7 protein-coding genes are annotated in these 12,807 nt (G+C 73.1%); 3 read left to right on the forward strand and 4 right to left on the reverse strand.

Features of this window, described 5'->3' with window-relative positions:
- Positions 1 to 277 precede the first annotated feature (277 nt).
- Positions 278 to 1,264, forward strand: coding sequence for an agmatinase (speB, locus tag ABT345_RS22545; RefSeq protein ID WP_345084452.1), 987 nt, complete (start codon positions 278 to 280; stop codon positions 1,262 to 1,264).
- 237 nt (positions 1,265 to 1,501) lie between these two features.
- Here the strand turns inward: speB and ABT345_RS22550 are convergent, their stop codons facing one another.
- From ABT345_RS22550 to ABT345_RS22560, 3 genes are read right to left on the reverse strand one after another with little or no spacing between them, the layout of a single operon-like run.
- A complete protein-coding gene (locus ABT345_RS22550) occupies positions 1,502 to 2,272 on the reverse strand; it encodes a TetR/AcrR family transcriptional regulator (RefSeq protein WP_345084449.1) in 771 nt (256 codons plus the stop codon).
- Positions 2,269 to 4,554 (reverse strand): YhgE/Pip family protein, encoded by a 2,286-nt coding sequence (locus ABT345_RS22555; protein WP_345084447.1) that lies wholly within the window; start codon positions 4,552 to 4,554, stop codon positions 2,269 to 2,271. The genes ABT345_RS22550 and ABT345_RS22555 overlap by 4 nt, the downstream gene beginning before the upstream one ends.
- On the reverse strand, positions 4,526 to 5,341 hold the full coding sequence (locus tag ABT345_RS22560) for an ATP-binding cassette domain-containing protein (protein WP_345084444.1): 816 nt from the start codon (positions 5,339 to 5,341) through the stop codon (positions 4,526 to 4,528). Before ABT345_RS22560 ends, ABT345_RS22555 begins: the two co-directional genes overlap by 29 nt.
- Before the next feature lie 216 nt (positions 5,342 to 5,557).
- Between ABT345_RS22560 and ABT345_RS22565 the strand changes: the two genes are divergently transcribed.
- Positions 5,558 to 8,380, forward strand: coding sequence for a glycosyl hydrolase family 65 domain-containing protein (locus tag ABT345_RS22565; RefSeq protein WP_345084441.1), 2,823 nt, complete (start codon positions 5,558 to 5,560; stop codon positions 8,378 to 8,380).
- A gap of 73 nt (positions 8,381 to 8,453) precedes the next feature.
- Here the strand turns inward: ABT345_RS22565 and ABT345_RS22570 are convergent, their stop codons facing one another.
- Entirely contained in the window at positions 8,454 to 8,621 is a 168-nt protein-coding gene (locus ABT345_RS22570) for a hypothetical protein (protein WP_345084438.1), read from the reverse strand.
- A gap of 196 nt (positions 8,622 to 8,817) precedes the next feature.
- On the opposite strand from ABT345_RS22570, the gene ABT345_RS22575 reads away from it, so the two are divergent.
- Positions 8,818 to 12,714 carry an ABC transporter ATP-binding protein gene (locus ABT345_RS22575; protein ID WP_345084435.1) on the forward strand — a complete coding sequence of 1,299 codons (3,897 nt, stop codon included), beginning with the start codon at positions 8,818 to 8,820 and terminating at the stop codon, positions 12,712 to 12,714.
- Positions 12,715 to 12,807 lie beyond the last annotated feature (93 nt).

The following is a 12,807-nucleotide window of genomic DNA, read 5'->3' on the forward strand; positions in this document are numbered from 1 at the left end:
GTGGCTTGTGCCGGGCCGGGGCCGGGGCCGGTGGTGCGGGGCCGGGACCTGGGGGCCGGGGCGTCCGGGCGGCTGGGGTGTGGCCCGTGCCGCGGCTCGGTGGCGCGGGGTTGGGGTCGGGGTTGGGCCGTCCTGTGTGGGCGTTCCGGGGTGCCCGGGGCGCCGGTTCGGCTGCCCCGGGCGCGCGTCGGTGGCTGGCCGTTCCGTCGAATGGCCGGTGCCGGACTCACGCAAATGTCCATCCCCCGGGGCTCCGGGGCTCCCTACCCTCACCCTCATGACCTCCGCATCCTCCGCATCCGCCGCGTCGAACGGCCCCGTCGGCCCCACCGACTCCTCCCGTGTCCCGCGCTACGCCGGGCCCGCGACCTTCGCCCGTCTGCCCCGCCTCGACCAGGTGGGCACCGCCGATGTCGCGGTGGTCGGCGTGCCCTTCGACACCGGCGTCTCGTACCGGCCCGGCGCCCGCTTCGGCGGCAACGCCATCCGGGAGGCGTCGCGGCTGCTGCGCCCGTACAACCCGGCGCAGGACGCGTCCCCCTTCGCGCTGGCGCAGGTCGCGGACGCGGGCGACATCGCCGCCAATCCGTTCCACATCAACGAGGCGGTCGAGACGATCGAGGCGGGCGCCGACGATCTGCTCGCCACCGGAGCCCGTCTGATGACGCTCGGCGGCGACCACACCATCGCGCTGCCGCTGCTCCGCTCCGTCGCGAAGAAGCACGGCCCGGTCGCCCTGCTCCACTTCGACGCGCACCTCGACACCTGGGACACCTACTTCGGCGCCGAGTACACCCACGGCACGCCGTTCCGCCGCGCCGTCGAGGAGGGCATCCTCGACACCTCCGCCCTCTCCCACGTCGGCACCCGCGGCCCGCTCTACGGCAAGCAGGACCTCACCGACGACGAGAAGATGGGCTTCGGCATCGTCACCTCCGCCGACGTCATGCGGCGCGGTGTCGACGAGATCGCCGACCAGCTCCGTCAGCGCATCGGCGACCGCCCGCTCTACATCTCCATCGACATCGACGTGCTGGACCCGGCGCACGCCCCGGGCACCGGCACCCCCGAGGCCGGCGGCCTCACCAGCCGCGAACTCCTGGAGATCCTGCGCGGTCTGGCCTCCTGCCACCTGGTCTCCGCCGACCTGGTCGAGGTCGCCCCGGCGTACGACCACGCGGAGATCACGTCGGTGGCCGCCTCCCACACGGCGTACGAACTCACCACGATCATGGCGCGCCAGATCGCGGCGTCCCGCGGCTGACGCGACGGCAACGGGAGGGCGGGCGGTGGCTTGTGAAGCCGCCGCCCGCTCGCCGTAGGCCTTCGACCTTCAGCCTTCGGCCTTCTGTCTTCGGCGGCGAGCGTCACGTGTGGGTGTTCCGGCCCGTGCGGCTGCCGTCAGCCGTCAGCCGTCAGCCGTCAGCCGTCAGCCGTCAGCCGTCAGCCGCCGGGCCGCCGTGCGGCGCCGTTCGGCCCGGCGCCGCCTTTGCCCGCGTACTCACGCCGGGGCGGCGTGCCCGGGGGTACGCGGTGACCGTGGCCGGCGGGCCGGGCGGGATATATGAGGTGCGGGGGCCGGGGTAGCCGCGGCCGGGGCCGGGGCGGCCGTGCCGCCGATGCGGCCCTGGAGCAGCCGGGACAGCGAGGCGTGGACGTCCTCGACCGTGCGGTGGGGCTGGAAGGACTGCCAGTCGAGGGCGGCCACCAGGACCATGCCGATCAGGGCGGACGAGGTGAGCGGGACGTCGATCTCCTCGCTCAGCTCACCGGCGTCGACCGCGTCCCGCAGGACCGATTCGACGACGGCCATCGCGCGGCCGCGCACCGACCGCAAGGTGGCGCGCCAGCTGCGGTTGGTGCGCCACAGCTCGGCGACGTACAGCTGGGTGAGCGAAGGGGCGCCGGCGATGAACTCCAGCCCGGCGCGGATCATCGCGTCCACGGCGTCGATATGGGTGCCGCCGCGTGCCGTCACCTCGTCGGCGGCCCGGCGCAGGGAGGCGGCGAGCAGCTCGATGCCGTCCCGCAGCAACTCCTCGAAGAGGACGTTCTTGCTGGTGAAGTTGTAGTAGACGGTGCCCTTCGCGACACCGGCGCGCTCGGCGATCTCGTCCACCGTGGTGGCGGAGAAGCCCTGCTCGGCGATGAGCGTGACGGCGGCCTCGAAGAGCTTGCGGCGGGTGCTCTCCCGCCGGGCGGCGCGGGAACCCGCCGCGGGGGCGGTGCCGTCGCCGGCACCGCCCCTACGGCCTGTTGCTGTGTCGGTCACAGGCTGAGTTCCGGATGCAGGTCCTTCATCCGGACGACCTGCCGGCCCCGCGCGGTGAGCGCGGTCAGCGCCAGCGAGGCGACGGTGAAGACCGCCAGCACGATGCTGCCCTGCGTGACGACCGAGAGGTCGCCGCCGGTGATCAGACGGCGCAGACCGTCGACGACGTAGCTCATCGGCAGGAACGGGTGGATCGCCGCGAAGAAACCGGGGCTGGTCTGCACCGGGTAGGTACCGCCCGCCGAGGTCAGCTGGAGCATCAGGATGACCAGGGTGAGCACCCGCCCGGCCGGTCCGAAGACCGCGCTGAGCAGCTGGATCAGGGCGGTGAAGCACGCCGTCGCCAGCAGCAGGTAGCCGACCGTGGCGGTCGCCCGGGCCATCTCCAGGCCGAGGCCCCAGTGGAGCACGGCCATCAGGGCCAGCACCTGGACCACGCCGATGGCGAAGGCCGGGAGCCAGGAGCCGAGGGCTATTCGCCAGCCCGGCGCGCCCGCGGCGAGCGCCCGCTTGCTCAGCGGCTGGAGCAGCATGAAGGCGACCATCGCGCCGACCCACAGGGACAGCGGGATGAAGTACGGGGCGAGGCCCGTGCCGTAGTTGGGCGCCTTGTGCATCGACTTGGCGGCCAGCGCGACCGGGTCGGACATGACCTCGGTCCGTGCGTCGCGCTCGTTCTTGTCGTAGTCGGGGATCTTGGCGACGCCGCTGTTCAGGCCGTTGGCCAGCTGGTTGGAGCCGTCCTTCAGCTTGTAGAGGCCGCCGTTGAGCGAGATCGCGCCGTCCTTCAGCTTGCCCAGGCCGCCCGCCAGCTGGTCGGTGCCGGTCTTGGCGTCACCGATGCCGTTGTGGACCCGGCCCGCGCCGTCGGCGAGGTCGCCCGCGCCGTCCGCCAGCCGGCCGCTGCCGTCGGCGATCTTGGCGCTGCCGTCGGAGAGCGCGCCCAGTCCGGTGGCGAACCGGGCGGCACCGTCGGCCACCTTGTGCGCACCGGCGTTCAGCTGGTTGATCCGCGCGAGCTCGCCGTCGGCGTTCTTCGCGATGTCCGGCACCTGCTCGGCGACCATCACCGCGCCCTCGTGGATCTCACGCAGCTTGGCGCGCTGGGCGTCGAAGTCGAGGCGGAAGACGTCGCCCTTGACCTCCTTCGTCGATGCCAGCGAGTCGTTGGCCTTGGCGACGGCCTCCTTGAGGTCGGGGCAGGCGACGCCGGTGGACCCGGCCGTGCACTGCTTGCGGTAGGCCGCGGCCGCCTGATCGGCCGCTTCCTGCGCATCGCTCACGCTGGTCTCGGACTTGCCCGGCAGCCGGCCCAGGACGCGGTCGAGGGTCTCGGTGAGGTCGGCGACGAACTGCGCGCCCCTGGCGATCTCCTCGCTGTGCTTCTTGAGGTAGGGGAGGTCCTTCTTGGCGAGGCCGTTGAGCTTGGTGGCCAGCTCCTCGGTGCCGTCGGCGACCTGCCCGGCGCCCTGGCTCAGCTCCTTGGCCTTGGCCTGTGCCTGGCCGATGCCGGAGTGCAGGTCCGAGGCGCCCTTGCCGAGCTGCCCGGCCTTGTCGTGCAGGGTGTCCGCGCCGTCGCTGACCTTGCCCGCGCCGTCGTCGAGCTGGCCGAGGCCGCCCGACAGCTTGCCGGTGCTCTCCTCGGCGGTACCGAGCCCGTCGGCGAGCTTGCCCGCGCCTTCCTTCGCGTCGTGCAGACCGTCGTCCAGCTTTCCGGCGCCGTCGGCGGCCTTCTGCGTCTGGTCGTGGAGGTCGGAGAAGGAGACGAAGATCTTGTCGAGGAACTGCCGCGACGACTTCGCCGACGTCTTGGCCCGGATCTCCGAGAACACGGTCTTGGAGATCGAGCCGACGATGTAGTTGTTGGCGTCGTTCGTCCGGACCTGGAGCGCGCCGGTCTGCGGGGAGTCGCCGCCGCTGGAGGCGATGCGCTCGCTGAAGTTCGAGGGGATGGTCAGCGACAGGTAGTACCTGCCGTCCTCCAGGCCCTTCGCCGCCTCACCGGAGCCGACTTCCTGCCAGTCGAAGGTGTCGCTGTCGCGGACGCTCTTGACGAGCCGGGAGCCCGCGTCGAGGTGCTTGCCGTCGGCCGTGGCCCCCTTGTCGTCGTTGACGAGCGCGACCGGGATCTTGTCCAGGCGGCTGTAGGGGTCCCAGAAGGAACAGAGGTAGAGCGCTCCGTAGAGCAGGGGGATCAGCGTGAGGGCGATGATGCCGAGCCGGGGGAGCGTGCCCCGGCCGAAACGCCTCAGCTCAAGCGCGGCCAGTTTCGGCGAACGCATGCGCTGTTTCCTCCTCGTGGGTGTCGGCCGGGCCCTGCGGGCCGGCGGTGGTCGTGGCTTCGGTGGTGGCGCGCGGTGTGGCCGCGGCGCCGGAGTCCGTGCGGACGATCAGCGCGTCCTCGGGGGCGTCGCCGGCGACCGCCACGACGGTGGTGCCCGCCGCCGACAGCTCGCGCAACAGCCCCCAGATCTGCTCACGTTCGGCCGCGGAGAGCTTGAGGTCGACGTCGTCGACGGCGAGCAGATGCGGGGCGTGCAGCATGCCGAGCGCCAGGGACAGCCGCAGCGCCTCCAGACGTTCGAGGTCGCGGACGGCGGTGTTCAGCCCCTTCGGCAGGGTGTCGGGGTCGAGGCTCACTGCCGCCAGTGCGGCCTCGATCCGGGCCCGGCGCTCCTCCCGGTTCCGGCGGCCCCAGGACAGCCCGCTCAGCGGGGAGCCCTTCAGGCGGCGGACCAACAGGGCCTGCTCCTTGAGGTGTTCGCCGACGGTGAGGGCCGGCTCCAGGTCGGCGACGCCCGGTACGTGGGCGACCGCCGTCCGGCCGCGCACCGCGCCCATCCGCTTGGGCAGCGGGAAGCCCGCGACGGTGGCCTGGCCCTCGGCGAGCCGCATCCGGCCGGTGAGCGCGAGCAGGAGGCAGGTGCGGCCGGAGCCCGAGGGGCCCTGCAGCGCGATCAGTGCACCCGGCTCCGCGGAGATGTCGACACCTCTGAAGGCCCATCCGCGCGGTCCTTTGACGCCGATCCCCTTGGCGATGACCGCCGCCCCTTGACGGGTGGTGTCCACTGCCCCTCCTTTGATCTGACTGGTCAGTCTAAAAGTTTGCCGCATCGATCGCCGCTTGACCAATCGGCGCCTTGCTAAATGCCCGATTTCGGTGCGCTCGGCCGCGCGACGTGCTTAAGGTCACCCCTGACGTCGCAAGGACGCCGCGAATTCCCCCAGGAAGCGGCCCGCGCCGGGCAGTTGCGGAGACGGGCCGCACACGGACGACGGAGAGCGATGAATCAGACGGCACGGCATCCGGCGTATCCACCATCTCCCGAGCGCCACCGGACGGCCCACACGGCCGCCCGCCCCCGCAGGCTGCTCGCACCGCTCGTCGCGGCGGCCCTCCTCGCGGGCTCGGCCCCCGCCTCGGCCGCGGCGCGCCCCCTCGCGGCCCACCCCGGCGCCGCCTCGGAATCCGGCCCCGACCGGGGCGGACCCTGCGGCAACGGCCCAGGCTGGACGGCGACTTCGACCCGCATCGACCCGAAGGACAGCCACCACGCCTACGTCGGCAACGGCTACCTCGGCCAGCGCATCCCGCCCACCGGCACCGGATATGCCGCCCCCGGCGGCGCCACCGGCTGGCCGCTGAAGACCCCCGCCTACGACGGATCGTTCGTCTCCGGCCTCTACGCCAAGGGTCCCGCGAACGTCGAGGGACGGCAGGCCGTCGCGGCGATCCCCACCTGGACCACGCTCGATGTGACCACCGGCGGCCCGGCCGCCGAGACCTACTCCTCCGCCACCCCCGCCGCCCGCATCTCCCACTACAAGCAGACCCTCGACCTGCGCTGCGGTTTCGTCCGCACCTCCCTGACCTGGACCACCGCCGACGGCCGCGCCACCGACCTCGTCTACGACGTCCTGGCCGACCGGACCGACGCCCACATCGGCGCCGTCCGCCTGCGGATGACCCCGCACTGGAGCGGCGCGGCGACCGTCACCGATGTGCTCGACGGACGGGGCGCCCGCCGGGTGAAAGGCACCGGAGCCACCGCCGCCCGCGGCACCATGGACGTCGCCTTCCGGACCGACGGCACGGACACCGCCGGCGCCGTCGCCTCGACGCTGCGCCCCGGACCGCAGATCCACGCCCGCCCGGAACAGCGGCCCGCCCGTGCCTCCGGGCTGACCAACCGGCAGCGCGTCACCTTCCCCGTCCGCAGCGGCCGCGACTACGAACTGACCAAATACATCGGCGTCGACACCGCCCTGACCTCCCGCACGCCCCGCGCCACCGCCCGCAGCGCGTCGCTGCGGGCCGCGGAGCGCGGCTGGCCCTCGCTCTTCGCCCGGCACACCGCCGCCTGGCGCTCCCTGTGGCGCAGCGACATCGAGGTGGCCGGGCAGCCCGAGCTGCAGTCCTGGATCCGCTCGGCGCAGTACGGACTGCTCGCCGCCACCCGCGCCGGAAACCGCAACAGCATCGGCCCCACCGGCCTGACCAGCGACAACTACGCGGGCGAGGTCTTCTGGGACGCCGAGACCTGGATGTATCCGGGCCTGCTGGCGAGCCACCCCACGCTCGCCAGATCGATCGTCGACTACCGCTACCGGACCCGCGCAGGCGCCCGCGCCAACGCCCGCAAGCTCGGCTACGACGGGCTGTTCTACTCCTGGACCAGCGGCGCCAAGGGCGATCTGTGGACCGAATGCCACAGCTGGGACCCGCCGCACTGCCGCACCCAGAACCACCTCATGGGCGACATCTCCCTCGCCACCTGGCAGTACTACCTCGCCACCAAGGACACCGCCTGGCTGCGCTCGCGCGGCTGGCCCGTGCTCAAGGGCATCGCGGAGTTCTGGGCCTCCCGCGCCACCCGTAACGCCGACGGCAGCTACTCCGTCCGGAACGTCGCCGGGCCCGACGAGTACAGCAACGGCGTCGACGACGGCGTCTTCACCAACGCGGGCGCCGCCACCGCCCTGCGGCACGCCCTGCGCGTCGCCGCCGTCCTCGGCGAACCGGCCCCCGCCGCCTGGCGGACCGTCGCCGACAAACTGCGCATCCCCTACGACACGGAGAACAAGGTCTTCGCGCAGTACGCCGGATACCGGGGCACCACCATCAAGCAGGCCGACACCGTGCTGCTGATGTACCCCCTGGAATGGCCGATGACGACGCAGCAGGCGGCGGACACGCTCGACTACTACGCGGCCCGCACCGACCCGGACGGCCCGGCGATGACCGACTCCGTCCACGCCATCGATGCCGCAGCCCTCGGCGAACCCGGCTGCGCCTCCTACACCTATCTCCTGCGGTCCATCAAGCCGTTCGTCCGCGGGCCGTTCGCGCAGTTCTCCGAGGCGCGCGGCGACAAGGCGGGAGCTGAGGACCCGCACGCCGGACAGCCGGCCCAGGACTTCCTCACCGGCAAGGGCGGCTTCCTGCAGACCTTCACCCACGGCCTGACCGGTCTGCGGCTGCGCGAGAACGCCGTGCACCTCGACCCGACGCTGCCGCCGCAGCTCTCCCGCGGCGTCACCTTGCGCGGCCTGCGCTGGCAGGGCCGGAGCTACGACGTGGAGATCGGCGCGCACCGCACACGTGTCCGGCTGACCGCGGGTGCGCCCCTGCCGATCGAGACGCCGCAGGGCGTCAGGACGGCCCGCGCGGGGCGCCCCGTCGTCCTCCCGACCCGGCGCCCCGATCTCACCCCCACGGACAACGCCGCGCGCTGCACCCCGGCGAGGGCGACGTCCGAGGAGCCCGGGATGTACGCCGGCGCCGCCGTGGACGGCAACGCCACCACCGCGTGGGTGCCCGACGCCGCCGACGGCACGCTCACCGTCGACCTCGGCCGCACCGTGACCGTCGGACAGATCACCCCGCACTGGAACGCGACGAAGCCGGTCTCCTCCGTCGTGCAGGTCTCGCAGGACGGCAGCCACTGGACCGGCACCGGCTACGCGGGCCGCACCCCGGCGCGGTACGTCCGCGTCACGGTCCACGGCGATCCGCGGCCGAACGACGACGGCACGCCGAAGAAGCGCCCGGGCATCACCGAACTGACGGTGGACAGGGCCACCGGCACGGGCGGCCCCGGGAGCTGACCCGCACCGCCACCGACGCACCCCGCGGCGGCCGGGCCGCAGCCCCAGGCCCGGCCGCCGCACGCCGTCCCTCTCACGGTCGGCCGGATATCGCGCCCTCCGCGCCGCCGGCCGTGCCGCCGCCGCGCCCGTGCACACAGCGGAAGACGCCGAGGAGCAGTCCGAAGGGGGTGACTGCGCACCGCTCCGGCGGAGCGGACGAGGGGTTGGAGGGGCCGAGTACGCGAATCCGTGTTCTCATGTCACTCAGCGTGACGGTTGCCCGGCCCGGACGCCATCAGGGATCTCCCTGAGATCGTCCCTGACGTCCCTGACCCCCGTCTCCGGGGAAACCCGGATTCCCGGCCGATCTCCCGCGCGGAGTGTGTCGGCGGGATGAAATCCGCCGGTGGCGCTGTTGGCAAGTTCCGTCAAGGTCGAGGCGCGGGAGGCACCGGGTGGCGGGGACGGACACGGCAGGACAGAGCTGGGCGCGGAGGCTGGTCCGCGACTGTTGGCAGTACCGCACGGACGTACTGCTCTCGCTGGGCTCCTCGCTGGGCGGCATGGCGGTCATGGCGCTCGTACCGCTCATTCCGAAGCTGATCATCGACGACGTGATCGTCAGCCACGACCGCACGCTCGCCCCCTGGGCCACCCTCATGATCGTCGCCGCGGTCGTCGTCTACGCCCTCACCTATGTCCGCCGCTACTACGGCGGACGGCTCGCCCTCGACGTGCAGCACAACCTCCGCACCCGCATGTACGGCTCGATCGCCCGGCTCGACGGCCGGCGTCAGGACGAGCTGAGCACCGGCCAGGTCGTCGGCCGCGCCACCAGCGACCTCCAGCTCATCCAGAGCCTCCTCTTCATGACGCCCATGATGATCGGGAACGTCCTGCTCTTCCTGGTCTCGCTGGTCGTGATGCTGGTGCTCTCCCCGCTGCTCACGGTCATCGCGCTGGCCGTCGCCCCGGCCCTGTGGTTCGTCGCCAAGCGCAGCCGCGCGCGCCTCTACCCCGCCACCTGGTACGCCCAGAGCCAGGCCGCCGCGGTCGCGGGCGTCGTGGACGGCGCGGTCTCCGGCGTCCGGGTCGTCAAGGGCTTCGGGCAGGAGCAGCAGGAGACCGGAAAGCTCCGGGACGTGGGCCGCAAGCTGTTCGCCGGACGGCTGCGCACGGTGCGCCTCAACGCGATCTACAACCCCGCCCTCCAGGCCGTCCCGGCCCTCGGCCAGGTCGCGATGCTGGCCCTCGGCGGCTGGATGGCCACCCGCGGCGAGGTCACCCTCGGCACCTTCGTCGCCTTCTCCACCTACCTCGCCCAGCTCGTCGGCCCGGTCCGGATGCTGGCCGTCGTGCTGACCGTCGGCCAGCAGGCGCGGGCCGGCGTCGAGCGGGTCTACGAACTCATCGACACCGACCCGGTCGTCGAGGAGCGCCCCGACGCCCGTGAACTCCCCGCCGACGCCCCCGCCACCGTCGAGTTCGACGCCGTCACCTTCGGCTACGGCGAGGCGGCCGGGTCCGGGCACGACGCCGACGCCCCGGCCACCGACGCCACCGGCGACCCCGCCCCGGGCGCCGCCACCGCGTCCCGCCCCGTGCTGGACGGCTTCTCGCTGCGCATCGAGCCGGGCGAGACCGTCGCCGTCGTCGGCCGGTCCGGCAGCGGCAAGTCCACCGTCTCGCTGCTGCTGCCCCGCTTCTACGACGCCACCGCCGGCCGCGTCCTGATCGGCGGCCACGACGTCCGCGACCTCACCCTGGAGTCACTGCGCTCCGCCATCGGCCTGGTGCCCGAGAGCAGCTTCCTCTTCTCCGACTCGGTGCGCGACAACATCGCGTACGGCCACCCGGAGGCCACCGACGAGCAGATCCGTACGGCCGCCCGCATCGCACAGGCCGACGGCTTCATCGGCGAGCTGCCCGAGGGGTACGACACCGCGGTCGGCGAGCAGGGCCTGACGCTCTCCGGAGGGCAGCGGCAGCGCATAGCCCTGGCCCGTGCCATCCTCACCGACCCCCGGCTGCTGGTGCTGGACGATGCGACGTCCGCCGTCGACGCCCGGGTCGAGCACGAGATCCACGAGGCGCTGCGCGGGGTGATGGCCGGCCGGACGACGCTGCTCATCGCCCACCGCGCCTCCACCCTGGCCCTCGCCGACCGCATCGCCGTGCTCGACGGCGGCCGCCTCGTCGACATCGGCACCCAGGACGAACTCACCGCCCGCTGTCCCCTCTACCGCAGCCTGCTGACCGACCCCGACGAGCTGGGCGGCGTCCCGCACGACCCGGCCGGTGAGGTGGCGGGCGCCTTCGACGGCGAAGCCGCCGCGACCGGCCTGCTGGAACCGCTCCCCGCAGCCCCCGTGACGGCTCACCCCGACGGCGCCCGCCCGGACGGCGCCCGCCCCGACGGCACGCACCCCGCCACACCCCGCCCGGACGGCATCACCCCCGAGCTGTGGGTCCGCCGCGACACCGACGACGCCCCGGAAAGCGTCACCGGACCGGCCGCCACCCCCGAACTCCTCGCCCAGGTCGCCGCGCTCCCGCCGGCCACCGACACCCCGGACGTCGACGAGGAGCGGGCCGCCGCGGCCGAGGACTCGTACGGTCTGCGGCGGCTGCTGCGCGGCTTCGGCGGGCCGCTGCTGATCGCCCTCGGTCTGGTGGCCGTGGACGCCCTCGGCGGTCTCCTCGTCCCGATCCTCATCCGGCAGGGCATCGACGAAGGCGTCCGCCGCGGGCTGCTCGCCGGCGTCTGGACGGCCGCCCTCCTCGCCCTGGTGACGGTGCTCGTCCAGTGGGCCGCGCAGATCGGCGGCAACAGGATGACCGGCCGCACCGGCGAGCGCGTCCTGTACTCCCTCCGCGTCAAGATCTTCGCCCAGCTCCAGCGCCTCGGCCTCGACTACTACGAGCGCGAACTCACCGGCAAGATCATGACGCGGATGACCACGGACATCGACGCGCTGTCGACGTTCCTGCAGACCGGCCTGGTCACCGCTGTCGTCTCGGTGCTGACCTTCGGCGGCATACTCGTCGCCCTGCTCGTCATCGACGTCCAGCTGGCCCTGGTCGTCTTCGCCACCCTCCCGCCGCTGATCCTCGGCACGTACTTCTTCCGCAAGCAGAGCGTCAAGGCGTACGAGCTGGCCCGTGAGCGGATCAGCGTCGTCAACGGCGACCTCCAGGAGAGCGTCGCCGGGCTGCGGATCGTCCAGGCGTTCCGGCGCGAGGGCCTGGGCGCCGCGCGGTTCGCCGACCGCAGCCACGCCTACCGCCAGGCCCGGGTCCGCGGCCAGTTCCTGATATCCGTGTACTTCCCGTTCGTCCAGCTGCTGTCGTCGGTCGCCGCCGCGCTGGTGCTGATCGTCGGCGCCGGACGGGTCGGCGCGGGCACCCTGACGGCCGGTGCGCTCGTCGCCTACCTCCTCTACATCGACCTGTTCTTCGCCCCCGTCCAGCAGCTCTCCCAGGTCTTCGACGGCTACCAGCAGGCGTCCGTCTCGCTCGGCCGCATCCAGGAGCTGCTGCGCGAGCCGACCACCACCCCCGCCGCCGCACACCCGCGCCCGGTGCCGCAGCTGCACGGCGAGATCACCTTCGACGGGGTGGACTTCCACTACGGCGCGGAGCACGACAGCGCCGAGCAGGCGCTGTCCGGCATCGATCTGACGATCCCCGCCGGGCAGACCGTCGCGTTCGTCGGCGAGACCGGCGCCGGCAAGTCCACCCTCGTCAAGCTGGTCGCCCGGTTCTACGACCCGACCGGCGGCGCCGTCCGCGCCGACGGCATCGACCTGCGGGAGCTGGACCTCACCGGCTACCGCCACCGCCTCGGCATCGTCCCCCAGGAGTCGTACCTCTTCGCCGGCACGGTCCGCGACGCCATCGCCTACGGGCGGCCGGACGCCACCGACGCCGAGGTGGAGGCCGCAGCCCGCGCGGTCGGCGCCCACGCGATGATCGCCACCCTCGACGGCGGCTACCTCCACGAGGTCGCCGAGCGCGGCCGCAACCTCTCCGCGGGCCAGCGCCAGCTGCTGGCCCTGGCCCGCGCCGAACTGGTCGACCCCGACATCCTGCTGCTCGACGAGGCCACCGCCGCCCTCGACCTCGCCTCCGAAGCCGTCGTCAACCAGGCCACCGACCGGCTCGCCGGGCGCCGCACCACCCTCGTCGTCGCCCACCGGCTGACGACCGCGGCGCGCGCCGACCGGGTCGTGGTGATGGACCACGGCCGGGTCGCCGAGGACGGCACCCACGCCGAACTCCTCGCCCGCGACGGCCGCTACGCCGCCCTGTGGCGCGCGTTCGCCGGCGAGGAGGCGACGGCGCGGGTCTGACCGCGATCCGGCCGGGGCCATCCCCCCGGCCGGGCAGGCGTTACGCATCGGTGCTGGTAGGACCCGATTCCCCCGGGTAGGTTCGGCGCGAAT

Source organism: Streptomyces sp. NPDC000404 (assembly GCF_040300365.1).
GTDB classification, from domain to species: domain Bacteria; phylum Actinomycetota; class Actinomycetes; order Streptomycetales; family Streptomycetaceae; genus Streptomyces; species Streptomyces ramulosus.

Excerpts from the sequence above, each read along its gene's own strand:
- speB (WP_345084452.1), top strand. The coding sequence starts at position 278 with ATGACCTCCGCATCCTCCGCATCCGCCGCGTCGAACGGCCCCGTCGGC.
- ABT345_RS22555 (WP_345084447.1), bottom strand. The coding sequence starts at position 4,554 with ATGCGTTCGCCGAAACTGGCCGCGCTTGAGCTGAGGCGTTTCGGCCGG.
- ABT345_RS22565 (WP_345084441.1), top strand. The coding sequence starts at position 5,558 with ATGAATCAGACGGCACGGCATCCGGCGTATCCACCATCTCCCGAGCGC.
- ABT345_RS22570 (WP_345084438.1), bottom strand. The coding sequence starts at position 8,621 with ATGAGAACACGGATTCGCGTACTCGGCCCCTCCAACCCCTCGTCCGCT.